This is a genomic window from Flavobacterium sp. Sd200 (genome assembly GCF_009826935.1).
In the GTDB taxonomy this organism is placed as follows: Bacteria; Bacteroidota; Bacteroidia; order Flavobacteriales; family Flavobacteriaceae; genus Flavobacterium.
Genome location: NZ_WUMN01000010.1, coordinates 38,046 through 60,810, shown reverse-complemented (window position 1 = coordinate 60,810; position 22,765 = coordinate 38,046). Strand labels below are relative to the sequence as shown.

22 protein-coding genes are annotated in these 22,765 nt (G+C 38.7%); 7 read left to right on the top strand and 15 right to left on the bottom strand.

Features of this window, described 5'->3' with window-relative positions; translation table 11 throughout:
- Positions 1–5: 5 nt before the first annotated feature.
- Complete coding sequence (locus GR160_RS18050) at positions 6–1,022, bottom strand: transporter (RefSeq protein WP_160751303.1); 1,017 nt, start codon at positions 1,020–1,022, stop codon at positions 6–8.
- Between the two features lie 125 nt (positions 1,023–1,147).
- Here GR160_RS18050 and GR160_RS18045 point away from each other — a divergent pair, with 125 nt between their 5' ends.
- The gene (locus GR160_RS18045; RefSeq protein ID WP_160751302.1) at positions 1,148–1,417 is read left to right on the top strand and encodes a DUF4834 family protein; all 270 of its coding nucleotides are present in this window, start codon (positions 1,148–1,150) and stop codon (positions 1,415–1,417) included.
- A 1-nt stretch (position 1,418) separates the two neighbouring features.
- On the opposite strand, the gene GR160_RS18040 is transcribed toward GR160_RS18045, so the two are convergent.
- Positions 1,419–2,315: a LysR family transcriptional regulator gene (locus tag GR160_RS18040; RefSeq protein WP_160751301.1), complete on the bottom strand. Its 897-nt coding sequence runs from the start codon at positions 2,313–2,315 to the stop codon at positions 1,419–1,421.
- 102 nt (positions 2,316–2,417) lie between these two features.
- Between GR160_RS18040 and GR160_RS18035 the strand changes: the two genes are divergently transcribed.
- Both GR160_RS18035 and GR160_RS18030 read left to right on the top strand, forming a co-directional pair.
- A complete protein-coding gene (locus GR160_RS18035) occupies positions 2,418–3,008 on the top strand; it encodes an NAD(P)H-dependent oxidoreductase (protein WP_160751300.1) in 591 nt (196 codons plus the stop codon).
- A gap of 62 nt (positions 3,009–3,070) precedes the next feature.
- Positions 3,071–3,358: a putative quinol monooxygenase gene (locus tag GR160_RS18030; protein ID WP_160751299.1), complete on the top strand. Its 288-nt coding sequence runs from the start codon at positions 3,071–3,073 to the stop codon at positions 3,356–3,358.
- 21 nt (positions 3,359–3,379) lie between these two features.
- Here the strand turns inward: GR160_RS18030 and GR160_RS18025 are convergent, their stop codons facing one another.
- The 3 genes from GR160_RS18025 to GR160_RS18015 all read right to left on the bottom strand — a co-directional run bounded on the left by GR160_RS18025 (position 3,380) and on the right by GR160_RS18015 (position 6,973).
- Positions 3,380–4,657, bottom strand: coding sequence for an acetyl-CoA C-acetyltransferase (locus GR160_RS18025; protein WP_160751298.1), 1,278 nt, complete (start codon positions 4,655–4,657; stop codon positions 3,380–3,382).
- 110 nt (positions 4,658–4,767) lie between these two features.
- The gene (locus GR160_RS18020; RefSeq protein WP_160751297.1) at positions 4,768–5,094 is read right to left on the bottom strand and encodes a hypothetical protein; all 327 of its coding nucleotides are present in this window, start codon (positions 5,092–5,094) and stop codon (positions 4,768–4,770) included.
- 94 nt (positions 5,095–5,188) lie between these two features.
- On the bottom strand, positions 5,189–6,973 hold the full coding sequence (locus GR160_RS18015) for a patatin-like phospholipase family protein (RefSeq protein WP_160751296.1): 1,785 nt from the start codon (positions 6,971–6,973) through the stop codon (positions 5,189–5,191).
- Between the two features lie 337 nt (positions 6,974–7,310).
- On the opposite strand from GR160_RS18015, the gene GR160_RS18010 reads away from it, so the two are divergent.
- A complete protein-coding gene (locus GR160_RS18010) occupies positions 7,311–9,446 on the top strand; it encodes a M1 family metallopeptidase (protein WP_160751295.1) in 2,136 nt (711 codons plus the stop codon).
- A 77-nt stretch (positions 9,447–9,523) separates the two neighbouring features.
- Positions 9,524–10,141 carry a porin family protein gene (locus GR160_RS18005; RefSeq protein WP_160751294.1) on the top strand — a complete coding sequence of 206 codons (618 nt, stop codon included), beginning with the start codon at positions 9,524–9,526 and terminating at the stop codon, positions 10,139–10,141.
- 7 nt (positions 10,142–10,148) lie between these two features.
- On the opposite strand, the gene GR160_RS18000 is transcribed toward GR160_RS18005, so the two are convergent.
- A complete protein-coding gene (locus tag GR160_RS18000; RefSeq protein ID WP_160751293.1) occupies positions 10,149–11,039 on the bottom strand; it encodes an AraC family transcriptional regulator in 891 nt (296 codons plus the stop codon).
- A 135-nt stretch (positions 11,040–11,174) separates the two neighbouring features.
- Between GR160_RS18000 and GR160_RS17995 the strand changes: the two genes are divergently transcribed.
- Entirely contained in the window at positions 11,175–11,534 is a 360-nt protein-coding gene (locus tag GR160_RS17995; protein WP_160751292.1) for a DUF983 domain-containing protein, read from the top strand.
- Between the two features lie 8 nt (positions 11,535–11,542).
- On the opposite strand, the gene GR160_RS17990 is transcribed toward GR160_RS17995, so the two are convergent.
- Genes GR160_RS17990 through GR160_RS17970 form a run of 5 tightly spaced genes read right to left on the bottom strand, consistent with a single transcriptional unit; the run spans position 11,543 to position 16,382 of the window.
- Positions 11,543–12,166, bottom strand: a complete 624-nt coding sequence (locus GR160_RS17990; RefSeq protein ID WP_160751291.1) for an NUDIX hydrolase N-terminal domain-containing protein — start codon at positions 12,164–12,166, stop codon at positions 11,543–11,545.
- 42 nt (positions 12,167–12,208) lie between these two features.
- A complete protein-coding gene (gene argH / locus GR160_RS17985; protein ID WP_160751290.1) occupies positions 12,209–13,492 on the bottom strand; it encodes an argininosuccinate lyase in 1,284 nt (427 codons plus the stop codon).
- A 27-nt stretch (positions 13,493–13,519) separates the two neighbouring features.
- Positions 13,520–14,641, bottom strand: a complete 1,122-nt coding sequence (locus GR160_RS17980) for a M20 family metallo-hydrolase (RefSeq protein ID WP_160751289.1) — start codon at positions 14,639–14,641, stop codon at positions 13,520–13,522.
- Between the two features lie 15 nt (positions 14,642–14,656).
- A complete protein-coding gene (gene argB, locus GR160_RS17975) occupies positions 14,657–15,442 on the bottom strand; it encodes an acetylglutamate kinase (RefSeq protein WP_160751288.1) in 786 nt (261 codons plus the stop codon).
- Positions 15,432–16,382 (bottom strand): N-acetylornithine carbamoyltransferase, encoded by a 951-nt coding sequence (locus GR160_RS17970; RefSeq protein WP_160751287.1) that lies wholly within the window; start codon positions 16,380–16,382, stop codon positions 15,432–15,434. The genes argB and GR160_RS17970 overlap by 11 nt, the downstream gene beginning before the upstream one ends.
- A 175-nt stretch (positions 16,383–16,557) precedes the next feature.
- On the opposite strand from GR160_RS17970, the gene GR160_RS17965 reads away from it, so the two are divergent.
- On the top strand, positions 16,558–18,390 hold the full coding sequence (locus GR160_RS17965) for an acyltransferase family protein (protein ID WP_160751286.1): 1,833 nt from the start codon (positions 16,558–16,560) through the stop codon (positions 18,388–18,390).
- A gap of 66 nt (positions 18,391–18,456) precedes the next feature.
- Here the strand turns inward: GR160_RS17965 and GR160_RS17960 are convergent, their stop codons facing one another.
- From GR160_RS17960 to GR160_RS17945, 4 genes are all read right to left on the bottom strand, one after another.
- A complete protein-coding gene (locus GR160_RS17960; protein ID WP_160751285.1) occupies positions 18,457–19,584 on the bottom strand; it encodes an aspartate aminotransferase family protein in 1,128 nt (375 codons plus the stop codon).
- A gap of 108 nt (positions 19,585–19,692) precedes the next feature.
- A complete protein-coding gene (gene argC, locus GR160_RS17955) occupies positions 19,693–20,670 on the bottom strand; it encodes an N-acetyl-gamma-glutamyl-phosphate reductase (protein WP_160751284.1) in 978 nt (325 codons plus the stop codon).
- Entirely contained in the window at positions 20,663–21,859 is a 1,197-nt protein-coding gene (locus GR160_RS17950) for an argininosuccinate synthase (protein ID WP_160751283.1), read from the bottom strand. Before GR160_RS17950 ends, argC begins: the two co-directional genes overlap by 8 nt.
- 38 nt (positions 21,860–21,897) lie before the next feature.
- Positions 21,898–22,599, bottom strand: a complete 702-nt coding sequence (locus GR160_RS17945; RefSeq protein ID WP_160751282.1) for a GNAT family N-acetyltransferase — start codon at positions 22,597–22,599, stop codon at positions 21,898–21,900.
- Positions 22,600–22,765: the final 166 nt, after the last annotated feature.

Below are 22,765 nucleotides of genomic sequence, written 5' to 3'. Positions count from 1 at the left end.
TTTTCTTATGGATTGGAAGGATCAGCAGGGGCAGGATCTCCGCTCGGTTCATCTATTGGCTCATCTAATAATTCTTCTCTTTCTTTTTTACGTCTTTCTTTCTCGTCTTCCTGTTTTTTTTGGTCTTCTTCAAGCAGGTTTTCCCTGTCACCTTTTCCTGGTAGCAGTACGTCTTTATAAAAACCGTCAAAACGCCATGAAAAACCAACACCACCATATAATAGCATAGGAGTGTTTTTTATGTTGCTGCTTATTGAGGCATCTACCTGCATGTTCATAGATAACAGATATGCAGCTCCCACTCGTGCCACACCATCGGCATAATAATCGCTTTTGTAGGCCTGAAACTCTAAAAAGCCCGACCATGCCGAGTTAAATCCTCGTGTAAAGGTAGTTATCCAGCCATAGCTTGGGTATTCGGTACCTATCTTATCATAAATAAAGTTGTTAACCCACATCCATTTTCCAAAGCCGTTGTGCGTAATAAGCATAACCTTTGGGCTCGATGTATCATCTGTAAATGTGTATGGATTGTTTTTTCCTGTAATATTTAGACCAGCATATACTGCAACTGCAGGCAATAGTGTGCGCCATCTAAATTTGTGACTTGCATGCCAGCTTATAACATTTCGTTCGGGAGTGTAATATTTGTCAGGATCATAAATCAGATATTTTGCACCAAATGTCAGGTTCTTAAAATCGTTCCTGTTGTACGAATATAATGCATCATTATATTGATCAAACCTGTATTGCATATCGAGCACAAATTCAAGTTGTTCTAAAAATGCACCATACCTCAATGCAAGATCAAAGGCTATGCCTTTAGAGTCATAATTTAAAACATCATGATCTTCATAAGTTCCGTTGATGCCCGTTTCTACCTGAAAAACAGTCTTACCTACAGCAAAGGCACCCATTGATAGTCCGGGCCTGTTAGTATTTATTTCTTCTGTGTACTGTGCCTGAACTGCAGCCGTGCTTAAAAGCAGGGCAGTTACCATTTTTTTAAAATCAAAAGGCATGTTTGGCTCGTTTTTTGGTTGTGTAAATTTTCAGTCCCTCAAAAATAGTATATTTATTATTATTTTAAGAACGGCAATTTAATTTAAAAATGGGGATTGATTATTTTTGACAAAATTTTATGATAATGGATACAGCATCATTTTCCGGTTTTTTAAGAACACTGTTTATAATAATACTTTCTTACTATGCAATACGCTTTCTTTTGAGGTTACTTGCCCCTGTTTTAATACAGCAGGTAGTAAAAAAAGCGGGCGAAAACCTATATGAGCAACAACAAAGACAACAGGAATATTATAATAATCAGGCAAACCACCAACAGGCTGATACTACCAGTGAACGCCCTAAAGAAAAAAAGAAAGTAGGTGAGTATATTGATTTTGAGGAAATAGATTAATTTACACCATAACCTCCTTAAATATCTTTTTAATAACAGCTATTTCATCTGCATATAAAGTTTTTTTACGGCAGGCAAAATGGAGTGTATTTGTAAGTTTTGTACTGCCTTCCCATATAAGTTTTATAAGCCCGCTATCAATTTCTTTTTTACACAAAAAGTCAGGAATTACTGCCAAACCTATGCCACTGCCCAAACAACGTATAATAGAGTTTAGATTGGGTACAATATAATTTGGTCTGAAATCAGGATATTTATTAAAGTTAAGCTGCCAAAAACGGCGCAGGTGCTCCATATCTCCGGTAGTGCCATACCATTTATTTTCTTTAAGCCAAATTTCTAATTTTTCAGAATCATACGTGGCAAGCAACTCATTAAAAGTGTTAGTATCTGTTGTATTTCCGCCCACCAATACTATGGTTTCCGAACTAAAGGATTCATAGACTACACTGGGCGATGGCACCATTTGCGGAGTAATTATAAGGTCGAGTATGCCTTTTTCAAGATTGCTCACCATTTCAGGATATTCACCAAACTGAATTATAACATTAAAGGGCAGTTGTGAAATATAGGGCTCGAGTGTGGTTTGAAACGTTTCAAAACACATGCCCACACTAATGGTTGGCGTATGTTTTTCGGTACTGCGCTGAAAGTTTTTCTCTGCCTCTTCCAGTTTTGTCAGTGCTTCGGTAATAAAATTATACAGCACTTTTCCTCGCTCAGTTGGTTCCATGCGCCTGCCTTTACGGTCAAAGAGCTTGTAACCTGTGTAGTTTTCTAATGAACTGATGTGCAGGCTTACACCCGGTTGGGAGATAAACAATTCCTGGGCTGCGCCGGTAAGTGTTCCTGTTTTATAAACAGCCTTGAAAGTGCGGTACCATTCTAAATTAACCATAACAATCTATTATAATTATGATGCAAATGTATAAAACAACTTATTTTTATAATAGTTTTCCTCATGGTAATTTTGTTCCTGTAATTATAACGCACAATAGCAATGAAGAAAATATTCATAATAAACGGTGGTCAGGAATTTGGTCATTCTGGAGGCAGGTACAATGAAACAATAACCGACGCAACGCTGGATTTTTTTAGTAATAATGATAATTTTGAAGTAAAAGTAACCAACGTTAGCAATGACTATGATGCTGCCGAAGAAGTAGCAAAATTTGTATGGGCCGATGTAGTTATTTACCATACGCCTATATGGTGGTTTCAGTTACCGCACAATTTTAAAAAATATATAGATGTGGTTTTTACCGAAGGTCATGCAAAAGGTATTTACAACAGTGATGGCCGTACGCGAAGTAATCCTGCTGTTAATTATGGAACAGGCGGCACAATGCACGGGCGCAAATACATGGTTACTACCTCATGGAATGCACCGAAAGAAGCTTTTACACTGCCGGGAGAATTTTTTAATGAGCATAGTGTAGACAATGGTGTGCTATTTGGTTTTCACCGTATGAATGCCTTTACAGGAATGCAGCCGTTACCGGGGATGCATTTTCATGACGTAGAAAAGAATGCCAATATAGCACATGACATGACCTTGTACAAAGAGCATTTAAAAGAGATTTTTGTTTAATTACGAATTACGAATTACGAATTACGAATTATTTTAATTAAATATTTAAAGCAAATAATAAAATGATAAATCTAACAGCAATTATAAAAAGCCATCCGGGTAAAGAAGAAGAGTTAAAGCAACTCTTATTATCTCTTGTTTCGGCATCAAGGCAGGAGGCTGCCTGTTTACAGTATAACCTGCATCAGGCTGCTGACGAGCAAAACGTTTTTATATTTCATGAAATATGGGAAAGTGCCGAAAAACTAAAAGAGCATAATGATACACCTCATTTAAAGGTATTTCTTTCAGCTTCTGAAACATTATTGTCAGAACCAATCAAGGTATATATAACCAATCAGTTAGCTTAGTTTAATTAAATATAAAATTTATCAGCGTTCCAGTATCATGGTCATGCCCTGACCACCTGCGGCACATACTGATATTAGCCCTCTTCCGGAGCCTTTTTGGTGCAATAGTTTGGCAAGCGTGGCAATAACACGACCACCTGTAGCAGCAAAAGGGTGCCCGGTGGCGAGGCTGCTGCCGTTTACATTAAGCTTAGAGGTGTCAATGCTGCCAAGTGCAGGAATCCCAAAAGCATCAGACAGTTCCTGGCTTTCCCAAATTTTAAGCAAAGCAAGTACCTGTGCTGCAAATGCCTCATGAATTTCATAAAAATCAAAATCCTGTAACTTGAGTCCTGCTTTTTGCAGCATTCGTGGTGCGGCATAAACAGGTGCAAGCAATAGGTTTTGCTTGCTTTCTATATATTCTATGGCGGCCATTTCGGCAAAAGTAATGTAGGCTAATATGGGCAAATTATGCGCGTGTGCCCAGTCTTCGCTGGCAAGCAGCAGGCAGGACGCACCGTCTGTAAGAGGGGAGGAGTTGCCTGCAGTAAGTGTGCCGTTTTCTTTGTCAAACGCAGGTTTTAGCTTTGCCAGTTTTTCTATAGATGTATCCCTTCGCATGTTATTGTCCTGAGTGAGCCCTAAGTATGGCGAAACCATATCGTTAAAAAAGCCACTGTCTGTAGCTGCTACCATTTTTTGATGGCTGCTAAGGGCAAAAGCATCCTGTTCCTGTCGGGTTATGTTATAAAATTTAGCGGTATATTCGGTATGGCCACCCATAGATAGCCCGGTGCCGGGCTCTAAATTTGCGGGCGCAAGCGGACTAAAATCTTTCAGCCCGATCTTAGAGAACTGTTTTATGGCTTCCCATGTGCTTTTACTGCGCCGTGCTTTTAAAAGTAATCCCCTCACATGTTCATTCAGATATAAAGGTACATTACTGGTGCTGTCTACACCGCCTGCTATGCCGCAATCTATTTGTCCTAAAGCTATTTTGTTTGCAATATACATTGCAGCCTCAAGGCCTGTATTGCACGCCTGCTGTATATCGCACGCGGGTGTTTTAGGATTAAGAGAAGTGTGTAAAACACATTCACGCATAAGGTTTATTTCCCAGCTGTGTTTTATTACCGCACCACCAGCCACTTCGCCAAGCTGCAAACCTGCAAGACCACATTTATCAATAAGCCCGTTTAATGCCGCTACCATCATATCGGTATTAGAGGCTTCGGCATAGTTGGTAAACTGGCGTGCAAAAGGGATGCGGTTATAGCCAACAATGGCTACTTTCTTTACAGTGGTTTCGGTTGGCATAGCGTATTGTTTTTAGATACACTAAGTTACGGAAACAGTTGTAAACTATTGGTAAGAAAAGTTTTAAAATAATAACGGGGGCGTACTATTCTTTTAAAAAATCTGTATGCTTAGTTTAGTTCACGCTGCACTTCCTTAAGTCGTTTTTTCTGGCTGCGCAGTATATCCCTAATATCGCGCACGGCGTCACGGGCAACCTTGTCTACTTTGGCAAGTTTTTTAGCAAATGCCTGCATTTTTTCAATGTCGGCTTCTTCTACTTTGGTTTTTATAGTGTCGGTAAATTTTATAAAATCTTCGGCAACATTTTCTATTGAGGTATATGAGTTATTCAGGTCGTTGTAAAGCTCTTCTATATCCTTTACTGATTCTTTACAAAGCTGAATGTTCTTTTTGCCTATTTCCTGCCTTAGTTTTAATTCTTTTTTACTGAACATTTGTATTAATTGTAGCGGTTAAAAACACCGCAAGGTCTGTAATAACAAATGGTTTTGTGTTAACGGATGGTTACCTGTTTATTACCTTTTTTATTTAAGATTTAACTACTTTATAATCAGCTCCTGTTTTAATTACAGACAATACCAGCGGCTCCTGTCTGTTCTTTTGTCCTTCATTAAAAAGCCAAAAGGGATCTTTATTAAAGTTATTCCAGTCTTTTTCTAATTGTAATTGCAGTTGGGCTATTGCTTGTGTGTCGTCCGTTGGAAGATTTTTCCTTTTTTTCAGGTGCTTTAGTAAATTATAACAGGTAGTAAACTGCCCTGTAGCTACTATAATTTCTTTCAGCATAGCTTTTTGCTGGTAAGGATCAAACCACAATGTAGTAGCCGCTTTTCTCGCTTCTTCTGCCACGTACCTTATTATAGGGCTTGGGGCAGGCAAATTGTTTTTAGGCTTTTTATCAGGGTTTTCAGGATCATATCCCAATTCGTCCTTTACATCTTCTTCAATTTTTTTCGAGGCTACCTTATCTTTAATTCTGCTCAGGTCGTAGATAGCATTGGCAACAACCGTTTCAGGAGATGAAGCGTCTTCAAATAGCTGTTCGTAGTATTTACGGCGAATTTGTTTGAGGTAAATATCTGTAGTCATTAAAAAAACCGATTTAAGTCTTGTAAACAGCATGAGCAGCAAAGCGTTTAAAGGCAATTGTAAAAAATAGCGCCCATAGTTTAGTACCATGAGCTTCCAGGTGCCGTCTTCCTCATTTGCTTTCTGCTTAAAGAGGTACCTGAATTTTGGCAGGATAAAAAGTATGGGAATTATAACCGCTACAATAAGAAGTACCGTTTTTAACCACTCCAATTTTAAAATAATGCCTGCAAGAACTGTGACTATAAACAGCAACAATAATAGGGCAGTAGTAAAACCTATTTGCCTTACAGAGTATTTGCCTAACGGAATACGGACTTGCTTTGGTGTACTGTATGCATTTATAAAATAACTGGAAACATCAGTAATCAGTAGCAGATCGAATGGGTTATCTTTATTTCGCTTTGCCGCAAGGTTTACGCTTCCTATAGCCTGATTATCGGCAATGCCGCCATCCATCAGTGCAAATTGCTTTTGATCTTTAGGCTCTTTAGCATTTCCAATGTCTTCCGGATTTATCTCATTTGTAAAAGGATTATCCCGATAGTTTAATGCATCTGTAAGTTCTTTGGTATCCAGTTTTTCGTGCATAAAATCATCCGGATAAATAAGTGGCTCAAAGCCACCCGGAAAACAGGAAGACGAAGCAAGTATATCGCCAAGTTTTATTTTGTTTGCAATAGTATCGTCAGATATATTTATAAAATGGTTGCCCAACAGCCCGCTGCCAGCATCTGGGTTTTTATGTTTTGACTGAAACCTGAAACTAAGGCCATTGGCAAATTCGGTAGCATTAACACAAACCTGCTCAATATGGCAATTACCGGCATTATAAGTATTATTTAAAGCCCCAAATTCAACCTTATTAAAAAGCATTTCATCATAAGCTATGGCAAAAGCATTAATAAGATTCCGGTTTTTATGAGCGCGTGTTTTCCAGTAACTGTTATCTTTAAGAATTTCGAAGGCCTTTGCTATTAGTTTTTCGCCTTCCATTGCATCCATAAGCTCAAAGTAAAAATCATCAAAGCTTTTACCTTGAGCAATGCTAAGGCTATAGGCAAGGTTGGTAATGCTGCCACCCGATGCCGAACCAATAAATTTTACATTGTGGAGCAGTGGTATGTTATTGTACTGTGCTTTATTTAAGTAGGATAGGGTGCCTAACGAAAAGGCAGCAGCCCTAAATCCGCCACCAGAAAAAGCAAGGGCAATATTTTTCATAAAGATATGTTTGTTGTTGCGGTTTGATATAATTGAACTGATTTAAACTTTTTTCAATTGGCTGCAAAATGGTCTTTTTGCCCCATATTTTACCTTGTTTATTACTCCGTAGCGTTGCTATGCAGTGCAAAAAAGCTAAAATCTGGAACAAAAATCCCTGTTTCTCGCTTCAATCAAAAAAGTTTAAATCAGTTCATCGAAAAGTAAACACTTATTTTTACTTGGCAAATTATATTCTTAACAAATTTTTAGGGAGTAGGTATAATGATGTTGAAACCTTTGCCAAAGGCTAAGATTAATAAATTGATTAGTTTTGCAGACATACTTTACAGCATTTATGAAACTATATACACTTTGTGTTTTACTAATCACATCAGTTGGTTTTACACAACAAAAAGATCAGCTTAAAAATGTAGATTTTAAAACTGCCGATGTTTCTTTGTCTTTTAATGTGCCCCAAAAGCAGGTTAAGGGTAGGGTTAAATATACTTTTGAAGTATTCTCTAAACCCGATACTATTTATATTGATGCACAAAATATTCTGTTCAAAGATGTAAAGGTTAATGGTAAAAAGAAAACAGGATGGGCATCGACTGGCAAAGTATTAAAGCTTTTTAAAGGATATAAAAAAGGGACAAATACACTTGAATTTACTTATACGGCAACACCTAAACAAACGCTTTATTTTGTAAAGTATGATTGCCCTGAATGCAATAATGCGGCTACTCCCGGACCGGATGGTTTGCCTGATACGGATGTGCAGATATGGACGCAGGGGCAAGGTAAATATACCAGCCATTGGCTACCGAGTTTTGATGATGTAAACGAGAAAGTTATATTTAATATTTCTGCTGATTTTAATGCTGGTTACACTGTGTTATCTAATGGAATACTTAAAGATAAAAAGGATAATGGAGGTTTAAAAAAATGGCAATATCAAATGGAAAAGCCCATGAGCAGCTACCTTGTAATGCTTGCCATTGGAAGGTTCGATAATCAAAGTCAGGTTGCTGCTTCAGGTGTTCCTTTAGAGTTTTATTACAGGCCTGAAGACGCTTCTAAATTTAATTCTACCTACCGTGACAGTAAAAGGATTTTTGATTTCATTGAGCGCGAAATTGGCGTAAATTACCCGTGGGGAATATACCGACAGGTACCTGTGCTCGACTTTTTGTATGCCGGAATGGAAAACACGACCTCGACCACTTTTGCGCAGGATTTTGTGGTAGACGAAACCGGATTTAATGATCGTACTTATATTAATGTAAATGCACATGAACTTGCCCATCAATGGTTTGGCGATATGGTAACAGCGAAAAGCGGAGAGCACCACTGGCTGCAGGAAGGCTTTGCAACCTATTATGCCCTGCTGGCAGAAAAAGAACTTTATGGAGAAGATCATTTTAACTACGAAATGTATCAAATTGCCGAGCGCCTTCAACAGGCTTCTAAAACCGATACTATACCGGTAATGAACGAGAAGGCCAGTTCTCTTTCTTTTTATCAAAAAGGGGCATGGGCATTGCATGTTTTACGCGAAAATATAGGGCACGATAATTTTAAAAAGGCAGTAAAAACATATCTTGAAAAATATGCATTTAAGAATGTCGAAACTGATGAGTTTTTGGCAGAAATCAATAAGGTCTCTGATTATGATACAGCATTGTTTAAAAAACGATGGCTGCAATCCGGCAGTTTTGAGGTTGACGAGGCTCTTGAGATTTTATCAAAAAATCAGTTTATGCAACTGTATCTAAAAGTTGGCGAGTTAGACGATAAACGTTTTGAAGACAAGAAACCAATTTTTATGCAAATATTGCAAAGCGACCAGTTTTATCCTGTTAAAGAAGAGGTTATATTTCAAACGGCGCAGGTTCCGTTTGCTGATAAGGCAGAAATAGTAAGGCTTGCCATGAAAAGCGGCAACCTCCATTTGCGTCAGGCTGTAGCCAGGACGGTAGCCAATGTTCCTGCTGAATTTGAGAACGAATATATGAGCCTGATGGATGATGATTCATACATTACCAAAGAAATAGTGCTGAATGTGCTGTTTAAACGCTTTCCTGCAAGACAAACCGAAATATTGAATAAAAGTAGCAACTGGGTGGGCTTTAGCGATAAAAACCTTCGCATATTGTGGCTTACCCTGGCTTATTCGGCTAAAGATTATATGCCTGAGAAAAAAGAAGATTTTTATAGTGAGTTGTTGCAGTATGCATCACCACGATATGAAAGTAATGTTAGGCAAAATGCATTGGCAAAGCTTATTTACATAGGTCGCGCCGACCCAATAGTTTGGCAAAATCTTGTAAACGCTACCCTGCACCACAAATGGCAGTTTGTAAAATTTGGTAAGGATAATATTAGAAAGCTGCTTAAAAAGGAAGGTTACAGGCCGTTGTTTGAAACTATGCTGCCACAGTTGCCTGAAGCTGAAAGGGGCAAGCTACAACAGTTGCTTGATGAAAAATAGCGGTTTTAAATATTGTTAAGAAAATTTTAATACTTTTTGGCAGGCATATTGATAGTGTTTACTGTAAAACAAATACTATGAAAAATTATATTTTATCCTTAATTACAATTGTTGGATTTGCAACTGCTGCAACAGCACAGAGCAAGGGAAATGTAGAGTTTGGTTATAATGTGGGTTTAAACAGCTCATTTATATCTGACAGTTGGGGAAGTAGCGATATACGTACCGGATTTAATGCCGGAGTTTCTGCCGATTTTTATTTTTCTGATTCCTGGAGTGTTAAAGCTAAAGTAGCTTATGATAAAAAAGGCTGGAATAACGACTTTATTACCGTTGATGGCAATTTATACCGCACTAATTTTGCACTTGATTATATTACAGTTCCTGTAATGGCTAACTGGCACTTTGGTAATACCAAAAACTGGTATGTTAATTTTGGGCCTTATGTTGGCTTTTTGGTTAATGCTGAAGAAACGGCCCTGAACAACGATGTAAAAGACATGCTAAACTCAACCGATTGGGGACTTGCCTTTGGCTTAGGCGTTAAGATACCGCTTTCTAACTACATAAAACTTTTTATAGAATATGATGTGCAAAGCGGGTTTACAGATGTTTTTAAAGATAATTACAATTATGGCAGTAACTTTTCTACTACAAGGGGAGCGCTAAATGTTGGTCTTAATTTGATGCTGTAATTTATATTTAGTGTGTTTTGTTCTGTATATAGCGATATAAAAAATCTGTAGGAGTTTCTCCCGTCTTGTTTTTAAAGATACGCGAAAAATAAGCATAGTCATTATAGCCAAGTGCTTCGGCAATCTGGTTTAAGCTGCCTTTTTGCAATATCATTTCTTTTTTAGCTTCCAGCAGCACACGATCCATAATAACATCTGTAATGGTTTTTCCTGTAACAGCCTGAGTAATACGGTTGAGGTGCTTAGGTGTCATGGCAAGTTTAGAGGCATATACGGCAGGTGATTTTTCTTCCCTGTAATGCAGTTCAAGCAACTCTTCCAACTTTCTGAATTTGGTATAATAGTTATTGTTGCTTTGTGTCAGGCGGTTGTTGTCAATATCAAACAATCTTGTTGCCTCTATATACACGAGGCTGACAAGATTGCCAAGTGCCTGCTCTTTAAACCTGTTTACTGAATGATTCTCTTTAAAAATACTTTTAAAGAACGCTGTAAAATTGTCTAAACTGTTATTTTTTAAATAAATGCACGGTTCACTGTGCATGCTGTAATAAAAAGGATATTGACTTAGAATACTTTTGGTGTATTGCAGTTCGTAAAAATTTCGGGTATGAAAAAAAATATATCCTTTAGTATCTTCTGATAATACCCAATGGTGGGTTTGGCCCGGATTAAGAAAAAATAACGCCCCGGGTTTAACCTCATAAGCTGTAAAATCAATTTCGTGTATTCCACTCCCTTGAGTAAACAATATGGCAAGATAAAAGTTATGCGAATGTGGTAGGGCAATATCCTTGTGGCGGGTTATTAAATGATCTTCGAGTGTATTGGCATAAAAATCTTCTGCACTGTCGTGATCATGAAATTGGCTTATATCTAAAACATTAACTTTCTTCATAATGATATTCCTGTTTATAAAATAATCTGAATGGTGTATACTTGTGGTCTGTTAGTGTCCTAAAAGTACAAAATGTTGCGCAAATAGTTTATTTACTTAACCACTTATTGGTTTTACCTTTGAATAAAAAAAGTCATGTCACAGTTTATAGATATCTTAGAAGAAAAATGTCCTAAATGTGGAGAAGGACAGGTATTTGCAACAAAAGGTAATCCGTTATTGTTCCGTATGCCGCATATGAATGCCACTTGCCCCTGCTGCGGACACAAATTTGAAAAAGAGACCGGCTATTTTTTCGGGTCAATGTATGTTAGTTATGCACTAACCGTTGCCGAAATGATTGCAGTTTTTTTGGTAGCTCATTTTTTTATTAAAAGTTTTGCAGGTATGATGACGCTTATTGCAACACTTGCAGTTTTGTTGAGTACTTTTAATTTCAGGCTGTCACGCATGATATGGATATACCTGCTCGATGGTAAGAACAGAACGGTTTAAACAGAAAGCTAATCAAAATAAGCAGAGAAGTCGTTGCTAAGAGCTTTATTATAAACCAGTTCTATTTGGCTTTTAAGTATTCGGTCTTCAGACAATTCGGGTAGGTTATCGATATCATGCCATGCAACGTCCAATACATCGAACCCTTTTTGCAGCTCAATAGACGTTGGTTCGCAGTATATAACCATTTTATAAACGTAAAATGGTTGTGGTGGGTGCGCATGTTCACGCTTATCAAAAACTGCCAGTAGAGCAATAGTATTAACGTCAAGCCCGGTTTCTTCCTTAACCTCTTTAATAGCAACTTCGCGGGGTGTTTGTCCTACATCTGCCCAGCCACCGGGAAGAGACCATTTGCCATCGGCACTTTCGCGGGCAAGGAGTATCTGCTTTTTATCGTCAGACAGCACCAGTGCACGAACATCTGTTTTTACTGTGGGATAATCGGTTACGGGTGCAAACATAGATTTAAGCGATGCAATATCATTACCGCTTAGCTGGCTCATCAGGTCGATGCTTATTTCATGCAATTCTGTATATCGCTCACGGTCATACTCATTACTGCAATATAAAAGACCAGTGTCGGCAAGTGCTTTGAGTTTTTTTATCTGATCAAGGATGTTATTTGGCATATATTCAATTCTGATATGTAAATATATGAAAAACAGCTCTATTTACAGTAATGTTCTGTCCATCTTAGCTACTATTTCATCAAGGCAAAGGTTATTAATACTGCCTTCATGTGTATGTTTAGTAGCCTTTGGCGATACAAACGTTCCATTATCTACCTGACCTCCTACAATTTTATAGGCATCCCTGAATGGTACGCCGGATCTTACAAGCTCATTAAGGGCATCTACAGTAAAAAGATAGTCGTATTTTTTATCGTCTAATATATTTTCGTTAACCTTAATTTCCCTTATAGAATAAACCGCCATTTCAAGACACGATTTAAGGGTTTGCAGTGCAGGGAATAATCCCTCTTTGAGCAATTGAAAATCCCTGTGGTAACCGCTTGGCAGGTTGTTGGTTATCAGAGTAAGTTCATAAGGTAATGCCTGTATTTTATTGCACTTGCCGCGTATCAGCTCAAAAATATCAGGATTTTTTTTGTGCGGCATTATACTGCTGCCTGTAGTTAAATGCTGCGGCAGGCTTATAAAATTAAAATTTTGGCTCAGGTATAGGCAAACATCCATAGATAGTTTAGACAATGTCCCGGCTACCGATGCCATTGCAAAAGCAGTGGTTTTTTCAACCTTACCACGACTCATTTGTGCTGCAACCGAATTGTATTTTAGCGTGGCAAAACCCATTTCTTCGGTTGTAAAGGTACGGTCGATAGGGAAGGAACTGCCATATCCTGCTGCCGATCCTAATGGGTTTTGGTCGGCAACTGCCAATGCTGCATTTAATAAAGATACATCGTCAATAAGTGTTTCGGCATAGGCAGAGAACCACATGCCAAACGAAGAAGGCATTGCTACCTGAAAATGTGTATATCCCGGTAAAAGAATATTTTGAAACTGTTTACTTAAAGTAATTAGTAAATCAAATAATTCTTTAACCTGTGCTTTTATAGTTAGTATTTCGGCTTTAAGATACAGGTGAACATCGGTTAAAACCTGGTCGTTTCGGGAACGTGCCACGTGTATTTTTTTACCGGTGTCACCAAGCTTTTCTATAAGCAGATATTCTACCTTACTGTGCACATCTTCAAATGTGTCTTCAATAGTAAAGTTACCATCTTTGATTTGAGAAAGTATTTTATTAAGAACAATTACCAGTTCTCCTGTTTCTTCCTTGGAGAGTAGGCCAACCCTACATAACATTTTAGCATGGGCAATAGAACCAATAACGTCATATTGTGCAAGCACAAGGTCGAGTTCGCGGTCGTTACCTACAGTGAAGATGTCTGTTTTTTTATCGGTCGGTATGCCTTTATCCCAAAGTTTCATTATTGCGGTGGTGTAGTTTTTTGTAAATTATTCGGGTTGTATTGCCTGCTCTTCAATTATAGCAGTATCTTCTTGAAGGAATTTAGAAAGTATCTTTATATACAACCCAACTCCCTGTTCAATTTCATTAATATAAATAAACTCGTCGGCACTGTGTGATCGGGGTGAATATCCCGGACCAAGCTTGAGCGACTGGCAGCTTAATACCGACTGATCCGAAAGGGTAGGAGAGCCATATGTGGTTCTGCCCAATGAAATTCCGGCCTGTACCAACGGGTGCTCTTTTGCTATCGATGACGAATTAAGGTGCAGCGAACGCGGTGTTACCTTCGCCCTGCTGCCTATTTCACGTTTTATAATTTCAAGCACCTCAATATTACTGTAACAGTCGTTAACCCTAACGTCTACCATAAGCTGGCATTCGGCAGGTACAACATTATGCTGCTTGCCTGCATTTATACCTGTAACGGTCATCTTCATAGGGCCTAAAACCTCCGACACCTTTTCAAATCGGTAATCCCTGAACCATTCAATTATTTCTATCGCGTTGTAAATAGAAACATTATCGTTAGGGTGGGCGGCATGCCCTGGGGTTCCTTCGACCACAACATCAAGGACTAATAACCCTTTCTCGGCAATGGCAAGCTGCATTTCGGTAGGTTCGCCCACAATGGCGCAATCCAGTTCCGGCAGGTGTTTAAGCACGCTGTTCAGGCCATTTTTGCCACTGCTTTCTTCTTCAGCAGAAGCCACTATAACAAGATTATAAGGCAGGTTCTCTGCCTCATAAAAGTAAGTAAATGTTGCCAGTAGCGACACTAAACAGCCTCCGGCATCGTTACTGCCAAGGCCAAACAGTTTACCGTCTTTTTCTATAGGTTCAAAAGGGTTAAGGGTATATCCCTGATTAGGTTTTACAGTATCGTGGTGCGAGTTTAAGAGTAATGTAGGTTTAGACTCATCAAAATATTTATTGTAAGCCCAAAGGTTATTGTTTTCCCTTTTAAACGGAATGTTGTTACCATCAAACCATGCTTTTATCAATAAGGCTGTTTGTTCTTCTTCCGATGAAAAAGAAGGTGTAGCTATCAATTGTTTAAGTAAGACTATGGCTTCCTGTGTAAGGGTATGTATTGTTTTGACAGTCATTAAGGTCTTTTTAGTTTAGGCAGTGATAAGGGTAAAAATGCTGTTGTCTTTTTTAAGCATTTCAGGGCTTCCTATGCCTATTTGCGAAACCCCCTGCTGCAGTGCATTAAAACAGTTTTCCAGTTTGGGCAGCATGCCGGAGTGGATAACTTTTTGCTCGCGCAGGTCCTGATAGGCTTCAAAAGTAAGGTTTTTTATAACAGAATCCTCATTTTCGGCGTTCAACAGGACACCTTTTTTCTCAAAACAATACAATAATTTTACATTAAAGTAATGGCTGCATGATACTGCAAGGGTGCTGGCAATAGTATCGGCATTAGTATTTAAAAGTAAACCATTACCATCGTGTGTAATTGCACTAAAAACAGGGACTATATTCTGCCTTAATAAAACATCTAATAATGATGCATTAACATTTACAACATCGCCCACAAAACCAAAGTCTACTGCTGCGTTTTTCCTTTTTTCCGATAGGATAAGGTTACCATCAGCACCGGTAAATCCCATAGCATTGTTGTTTAATGCCTGCAACTGTGCCGTTATATTTTTATTAATAAGCCCGGCATAGGTCATTACAGCAACATCAAGCATAGGTTTGTCTGTAATGCGCCTGCCTTCATGAAATACCGCTGTAATGCCAAGGCTTTCAGCAGTTTTTGTAGCTATCTTTCCACCACCATGCACTAGTATTTTATAACCTTCAATTTGCGAAAAATCCGCAAGGAAAGCTTGTAGTGCCTGCTCGTTATCTATAACATTGCCGCCAATTTTTACAACGGTTAACTGTGGCTTATCCTGCATTCTCTAAAATTTTGGTTAGTATAGCCTGAGCCGCATAGGTGCGGTTGTTGGCTTCTTCTATTACTATCGATGCATCGCTGTCCAATACCGCATCGGTAACGATCATGTTACGGCGTACAGGTAAACAGTGCATAAATTTAGCATTATTAGTTAAAGCCATTTTTTCGGTAGTTACTGTCCAAGATGGGTCTTTGCTCGTAATTTGTCCGTAATCTATGTAGTTGCTCCAGTTTTTGGCGTAAATAAAATCGGCATCCTTAAACGCTTCATCCTGATTGTGGGTAATAGTTACACCCGACGTAAATTCCGGGTTAAGCTCATAGCCCTCAGGGTGTGTGATTATAAAATCAACATCGGCTTTTTTCATTATTTTAACGAAAGAATTTGGCACAGCATGCGGCAATGCTTTTGGGTGTGGAGCCCATGTAAGCACTACTTTAGGTTTTGTAACTGTTTTAAATTCTTCTATGGTCAGTGCGTCGGCAACGGCCTGTAAAGGATGTTCTGTAGAACCTTCCAGACTGATTACAGGTACTGATGCATACTTTTTAAACGAATTGATAACCTGCTCTTCTTCATCTTTTTGCTTGTCAGTAAGTGAAGGAAAACTTCTAACAGCAATGATGTCGCAGTATTGCGATACTACCTGTGCGGCTTCTTTAATATGTTCTGCTTTGTTGCCGTCCATAATCACACCGTCTTCAAATTCCAACAGCCAACCTTCGGTATTTAGATTCATTACAATAGCATCCATACCTAAGTTTAGGGCTGCTTTTTGCGTACTTAATCTTGTGCGCAAACTCGGATTGAAAAATAATAACCCAAGGGTTTTGTTTTTGCCAATTTCTTTGTCGGCAAAAGGTGCTGCTTTTATGGTTTTGGCCAAAGCTACAAGCTCGCTAAGATCCTGTATATCATCAACAGAAGTGAAGTTTTTCATCTAAGAACAATTATTTTTAGATCCACGATTCAACATGAAAATTTTTCGACTTCAAAGATATTCAAAACCTATAGTATTTACCAATAAAAGCTGTTATTTTACTGTAACACCAAGCTAAAAAAATGTGTGTTTTATGAATAACTTTAGGTAGCTTTACCAACTGTTAAAAAGAAATATGGTATATAGGAAAGATATACAGGGTTTACGCGCTTTAGCGGTAATTTTTGTTTTTATATTTCATCTTGATCCGGCCTGGCTTCCGGGCGGCTACATTGGTGTAGATATCTTCTTCGTGTTGTCGGGGTTTTTAATGGGGTCTATAATATTTGAAGCATTAAATACTGATAGTTTCAGTTTTATCAGGTTCTATACTGCCCGTTTAAAAAGAATTGCTCCGGCTTACTATTTCATGCTGTTGTGTACAGCGTTTGCCGGTGCTGTTATATTGTTGGGTAAAGATATTAGTTCCTTTAAACGGGAGTTAATGCATTCGGTAATCTTTAATTCTAATTATTGTTATGCCAAAATGAATTCCTATTTTGGTATGGAGTTACGTCAAAATCCGTTAGTACATACCTGGACTATTGCCGTAGAAATGAAGTTTTATCTGCTGTTGCCAACCCTGCTTTTATTTACAAAAAGAAAGTATTTGTTGAATATGCTTTCAATTATAGCTATGGTGCTTTTACTGTACAGTGTTTATGAGATACAATTTAGCAATCACAAAACAGAAGCATATTACTCACTATTGCTACGAATCCCGGAATTCTTTGCAGGAATTTTAATATCTCCAATTCTTTCCCCACGACTAAGGACTCTTTCCAAAGAAACAAAAAACATAATGGGTTTTGGAGGTGTGATTATTTTAATTTTATGTGCGTTGTTTTTCAACGATAAAACTGATTTTCCAGGAATATTTGCACTATTGCCATGTGTTGGTACAGTTTTAATTTTGATTTCAGATTATGGTTTTGTACATTCAATGTTAGCCAGGAAACCGATTGTATATATCGGTGCACTGTCTTATTCTGTTTATTTATGGCATTGGCCAATAATGGCATTCATCAGGTATTACTCCGGAGATAATGCTCCATTCTCTGTTGTTGAAATTATAACAGTAATCCTGTTAACATTGGGGGCTTCTTTCATTTCATATACTTTTATTGAAAACTTTTTCAGAAAAAGAAGTACAAAGGTCTTTATTTATGGAATGTTTCCATTTACATGCTTATTGCTTGTTTTTTTAATTTACGTTCCACAGTTTAATCAGTATTTTTCTAATATTCCTAAAGAATATTCGGGTCCTGTGATAGGCCTTAAAAGCCATAATAAAAGTTATGTTGAAACTTTTGGCGACACTCTTTCCAAAACTTCTTCTATATTGCTGATAGGTAATAGCCATGCCCTTTCTCTAAAACCCTATTTTAATTATTTAGGACTAAAAGAACATTTTTCGTTTAGAACCATAACAACAAATTCTTATGTTGCTATTAATGGCATTGATGGAAAAGAAGTAATGTTAAATGGCAGATATGGTGATTTTACTGATTCGCAAAAGCTATTGCCTGTTACACAAAAGGAAATAGAAAAGAGTAAGATTATAATTCTTGTTACCAGCTCTTTAGATATTGTGCCTTCTTTGATTCCTGCAATTAAAGACCTTGCATCAAACCTGAAAATAGATCAGCATTTAATACTTATAGGAACATTTCCTACTTTAGATAAAAATCCTTTACAGGTTAACAGAGGAGTTCTGAAAAATAAAAATAGAGAACAGAACTATAAGCTTAAATACAGGTTTCTTAACAATGAGATTAGCCAGTTGATTCAAGAGCATTCAAATGTGCATTATTTTGACCTTGGCAAAAGCAATATTTATAAAAATGCCCCATTTTATAATGATACACTAATGTATTATGATGCAAAACATCTCAATGCATTCGGAGCAACTGTTTTGGCAAAAGATACCGGAGAAAGATTTATGAGGCTTCTTGACTCTATAAAGTAAAATCGTCCTTTGTAAAGGATTTTCTGTACAAGGGACGATTTAATATTTGATATATGAATTACTACCTTATAGCAATGCTTTTTTCAAACCTGCAAAAAACACATCTACATCTTTTTTTGTTATAGAAAGTGGCGGCAGTATGCGTAGCAGGTTTTTTTGAGAGGCATTACCGGTAAAGATATGTTCATCATAAATAAGCTTTTTACGAAGCTCGGCAATATCATCTTCAAATTCAAGGCCCAGCATAAGCCCACGGCCTTTAATGTTTTTTACCTGAGGGATTTGTGCAGCCTGCTCTGTAAAATAAGCATTGATGGTATTCACGTTGTCGATAAGGTTCTCTTTTTCAATAATTTCAAGCACAGCTAATGCAGCCGCACAGGCTAGGTGATTGCCGCCAAAAGTTGTTCCCAACAAACCATGCGAAGCTGTAAACTTTGGCGATATCAGTATGCCGCCTATAGGGAAACCGTTGCCCATGCCTTTTGCAAGGGTAATAATATCGGGTTTAATATCGTGATACTGGTGTGCAAAAAACTTGCCCGAACGCCCGTAACCACTTTGTATTTCATCAAGAATTAAAACAACGTTGTTGTCTTCACAGGCTTTAGCTATTGCCTGAAAAAACTCAGTAGTGCCCTGGTCTAAACCGCCCACGCCTTGTATGCCTTCTATAATTACCGTGGCAACATCGCCTTTGGCAATCTCTGCGTTAAAAGCATCAAGGTTGTTTAGTGGCAGGAACACCACTTCGTGCCCTGCGTTTAGCGGTGCCACAATTTTAGGATTATCGGTTGCTGCAACGGCTGCCGATGTACGCCCATGAAACGACTTTTTAAACGCAATTACTTTTTTCTTCCCGTTATGAAAAGAGGCAAGCTTAAGCGCATTTTCATTCGCCTCAGCACCTGAATTACAAAGGAATAATGTATAATCAGGATAGCCCGAAAGCTGCGTAAGCTTTGTAGCCAGCGATTCCTGTATAGGGTTTTGTATAGAGTTTGAATAAAACCCTATTTTATTAACCTGCTTTGTAATAGCCTTTACATAATCAGGGTGGGAGTGTCCGGCAGATATTACGCCATGCCCTCCGTAAAAATCAAGGTATTTTGTGCCTTTATCGTCCCACACTTTTGCGCCCAGTGCTTTTACCGGGGTTATGTTATATATGGGATATACGTTAAATAAACTCATCTTTAGTTTGTGGTTTACTAACCTACAAGGTTTTTAAAACCTTGTAGGTTTATATTACTATATTTTTTTATCCAATACCTACAAGGTTTTAAAAACCTTGCAGGAGTGTTAAAAGCCCGTTCCCTTAAGTTTTAACCCCGTTGTTTCGTCAAGACCAAACATCAGGTTCATGTTTTCAATGGCCTGGCCGCTGGCACCTTTTACAAGGTTGTCTATTACCGATGTAATCAGTAAATACCTGCCATGCTGTTCTAAACTGATAAAACAGTTGTTGGTCTGCACAGCAAGCTTTAGGCTAATGCTGTCGGTTGTTACTTTTACAAAAGGCTCATCTTTATAGTATGCCCTGTAAAGCTCTACAACATCATCAAAATCAGCAGCAACAGTTGTGTACAATGTAGCGAATATACCACGTGTAAAATCGCCACGGTTAGGTATAAACAATAACTCTTCATTAAATCCCTGTTGGGTTAACTGCAGGCTTTGTGTTATTTCCCCCAAATGCTGATGCCCAAATGCCTTGTAGTGCGACATATTATTCGTCCTCCAAGGATGGTGCGAAGTAGCCGACGGCATAACCCCAGCACCAGTGCTGCCGGTAGTGGCGTTGATGTGTACGGTATCTGCCAGTAAACTATTTTTAGCCAAAGGAAGTAAAGCCAGCTGTATAGCCGTAGCAAAACATCCAGGGTTGGCAGTATATTGCGCTGTTTTAATAGCTTCTCGGTTCAGTTCCGGTAGACCGTAAACAAAGGTTTTACCGTTAAATGCTACATCTTTAGCCAAACGGAAATCGTTGCCAAGGTCGATTATCCTTGTAGTTTCGTTAAACACATTGGCCTGTAAAAACGATAAAGATTTTCCGTGACCAAGGCACAGAAAAACCACATCAACATTTGGGTTAACAGTATCGATAAAATTAAGGCTGAGGGTGCCGTACAGGTCTTCGTGTACCGATGCTACAGGGCTACCGGCATTAGTAGTGCTGTACACAAAATCGATATGTGCCTGCGGATGGTTAACCAACAGTCTTAGCAATTCGCCTGCCGTATAGCCCGAGCCGCCAATGATGCCTATATTAATCATACGTTTCGTTGTTTACCTGTGCGTAAATGTTTTGCGCATTACCCACAATTTTTATAAAGCCTTTGGCATCGTCTGCTGTCCAGGCGTTATTCACTTCGCCATACTGGCCAAACCCGGTATTCATTAAATCGTGCGCCGACTCAATTCCGTCGAGCGTAAAGTGGTATGGCTTAAGCGATACGGTTACGGTGCCGGTAACATTTTTTTGTGTGTCTTCTAAAAAGGTTTCTATGTTGCGCATAACCGGGTCAAGGTACTGGCCCTCGTGGAAAAGCATTCCGTACCAGTTGCCCAACTGTTCTTTCCAGTATTGCTGCCATTTGCCAAGGGTATGTTTCTCAAGCAAATGATGCGCTTTAATGATAATAATGGGTGCAGCAGCCTCAAAGCCCACGCGACCTTTAATACCAATAATAGTATCGCCCACATGGACATCGCGACCAATAGCGTATGCCGAAGCCAGTTCTTCTAACTTCTGTATATTAGCCGATGGTTTATCAAAATTGCCGTCTAAACCTACAAGCTCGCCTTTTTCAAAATGAAGGGTTACTTTGCTTTCGTCGGTTTTTTGCAGTTGCGAAGGGTAGGCACTGCCCGGCAATGGCTGAGACGATGTAAGGGTTTCTTTACCGCCCACACTTGTTCCCCAAATACCTTTGTTTATGGAGTATTGTGCTTTTTCCCAACTATATTCTACGCCATTTTTTTGCAGATATTCTACCTCTTCCTGACGGGTAAGTTTCAGGTCGCGGATAGGGGTAATGATTTGCATTTCGGGTGCAATGGTCTGAAATACCAAATCAAAACGAATCTGGTCGTTACCCGCACCGGTACTGCCGTGTGCAATAGCTGTGGCGCCTACGCTTTTTGCATAGCGCACGGTTTCCAGTGCCTGAAAAACCCTCTCGGCACTTACCGATAGCGGATAGGTATTGTTTTTAAGCACGTTGCCAAATACAAGGTACTTAATAGCCTTATCATAATATTTATCTATAATATCAAGGTTAACGTGGTTGGCACTGCCCAGGTCATACGCCCGTTTTTCTATGCCATCCAGTTCTTCAGCAGTAAAACCGCCTGTGTTTATAAGTATGGTATGTACTTCATACCCCAAATCATTTTTCAGATACTTAAGGCAGTAAGACGTGTCCAGTCCGCCACTGTATGCCAAAACTAATTTTTTACTCATTGTCTTTGTGTATTATATTAATAGTATGTTGCTCTAAATTAAAACAGGCTTTTTAGCATGCTCACAAAAAGAAACAGCTTTTTCTCATCGTCCTTTTTAGGAGATGTTTCTTCTTTATCTTTTCCAAGAAATAAAGCTTGCTTAATACTTTTTAGCCTTGCCAATACTTTTTTATTAAAGGTATATTGGTCTTCTTCCTTTTCGTTCTTCTTCTCGGCAGGATCATACAGCATGCCTGTGCACAGGCACATTTTGTAATCCTTGCGTTGCAGTATATCAAAATTATTACAACCACTGCACCCTTTCCAAAATGTAGGGTCGTCTGTAAGTTCACTGAAAGGCACGGGTTTGTATCCCAGGTCGGAGTTTATTTTCATAACCGCAAGCCCCGTAGTGATACCAAATATTTTGGCACCTGGAAATTTTTCCTGCGAATAGTTAAATACACGCTCTTTAATTTTTTTTGCAAGCCCAAGGTTCCTGAAATCGGGATGTACAATAAGGCCGGAGTTAGCCACGAACTTACCGTGAGACCAGCTCTCTATATAGCAAAAGCCCGCAAACCTGCCATCGCCAATGGCAATAATAGCATCGCGGTTTTCCATTTTTTTAATGATGTATTCCGGCGAGCGCTTGGCAATGCCTGTGCCGCGCTGTATGGCCGATGCGTACATGGTGTCGCATATTTCCTGTGCAAACTTGTAGTGCTCTTCTTGGGCTATTACAATAGATATATTCATTTCGGGGAAAGAGAAATAAATGATGTAAAAAAGGGGAACTGACTAAATTGTAAAATAACGAATGGGACGGACCGATTCTAAAACATATCCATACCCTTACGGCCTGTAGCACATTGGGCTCGGGTAAGCGTTAAGGTTACTTATAAAACCGTGGTCTGTTAATGTT

What these genes read in the sequence shown, in the direction of transcription:
- GR160_RS18050 (WP_160751303.1), bottom strand. Translation starts at nt 1,022, where the DNA reads ATGCCTTTTGATTTTAAAAAAATGGTAACTGCCCTGCTTTTAAGCACG.
- GR160_RS17990 (WP_160751291.1), bottom strand. Translation starts at nt 12,166, where the DNA reads ATGCCAAATAACATCCTTGATCAGATAAAAAAACTCAAAGCACTTGCC.
- GR160_RS18035 (WP_160751300.1), top strand. Translation starts at nt 2,418, where the DNA reads ATGAAGAAAATATTCATAATAAACGGTGGTCAGGAATTTGGTCATTCT.
- argC (WP_160751284.1), bottom strand. Translation starts at nt 20,670, where the DNA reads ATGATTAATATAGGCATCATTGGCGGCTCGGGCTATACGGCAGGCGAA.
- GR160_RS18010 (WP_160751295.1), top strand. Translation starts at nt 7,311, where the DNA reads ATGAAACTATATACACTTTGTGTTTTACTAATCACATCAGTTGGTTTT.
- GR160_RS17970 (WP_160751287.1), bottom strand. Translation starts at nt 16,382, where the DNA reads ATGAAAAACTTCACTTCTGTTGATGATATACAGGATCTTAGCGAGCTT.
- GR160_RS17980 (WP_160751289.1), bottom strand. Translation starts at nt 14,641, where the DNA reads ATGACTGTCAAAACAATACATACCCTTACACAGGAAGCCATAGTCTTA.
- GR160_RS17960 (WP_160751285.1), bottom strand. Translation starts at nt 19,584, where the DNA reads ATGAGTTTATTTAACGTATATCCCATATATAACATAACCCCGGTAAAA.
- GR160_RS17995 (WP_160751292.1), top strand. Translation starts at nt 11,175, where the DNA reads ATGTCACAGTTTATAGATATCTTAGAAGAAAAATGTCCTAAATGTGGA.
- argB (WP_160751288.1), bottom strand. Translation starts at nt 15,442, where the DNA reads ATGCAGGATAAGCCACAGTTAACCGTTGTAAAAATTGGCGGCAATGTT.
- GR160_RS18020 (WP_160751297.1), bottom strand. Translation starts at nt 5,094, where the DNA reads ATGTTCAGTAAAAAAGAATTAAAACTAAGGCAGGAAATAGGCAAAAAG.
- GR160_RS18015 (WP_160751296.1), bottom strand. Translation starts at nt 6,973, where the DNA reads ATGAAAAATATTGCCCTTGCTTTTTCTGGTGGCGGATTTAGGGCTGCT.
- GR160_RS18030 (WP_160751299.1), top strand. Translation starts at nt 3,071, where the DNA reads ATGATAAATCTAACAGCAATTATAAAAAGCCATCCGGGTAAAGAAGAA.
- argH (WP_160751290.1), bottom strand. Translation starts at nt 13,492, where the DNA reads ATGAAACTTTGGGATAAAGGCATACCGACCGATAAAAAAACAGACATC.
- GR160_RS18025 (WP_160751298.1), bottom strand. Translation starts at nt 4,657, where the DNA reads ATGCCAACCGAAACCACTGTAAAGAAAGTAGCCATTGTTGGCTATAAC.
- GR160_RS17950 (WP_160751283.1), bottom strand. Translation starts at nt 21,859, where the DNA reads ATGAGTAAAAAATTAGTTTTGGCATACAGTGGCGGACTGGACACGTCT.
- GR160_RS18045 (WP_160751302.1), top strand. Translation starts at nt 1,148, where the DNA reads ATGGATACAGCATCATTTTCCGGTTTTTTAAGAACACTGTTTATAATA.
- GR160_RS18040 (WP_160751301.1), bottom strand. Translation starts at nt 2,315, where the DNA reads ATGGTTAATTTAGAATGGTACCGCACTTTCAAGGCTGTTTATAAAACA.
- GR160_RS18005 (WP_160751294.1), top strand. Translation starts at nt 9,524, where the DNA reads ATGAAAAATTATATTTTATCCTTAATTACAATTGTTGGATTTGCAACT.
- GR160_RS18000 (WP_160751293.1), bottom strand. Translation starts at nt 11,039, where the DNA reads ATGAAGAAAGTTAATGTTTTAGATATAAGCCAATTTCATGATCACGAC.
- GR160_RS17965 (WP_160751286.1), top strand. Translation starts at nt 16,558, where the DNA reads ATGGTATATAGGAAAGATATACAGGGTTTACGCGCTTTAGCGGTAATT.
- GR160_RS17945 (WP_160751282.1), bottom strand. Translation starts at nt 22,599, where the DNA reads ATGAATATATCTATTGTAATAGCCCAAGAAGAGCACTACAAGTTTGCA.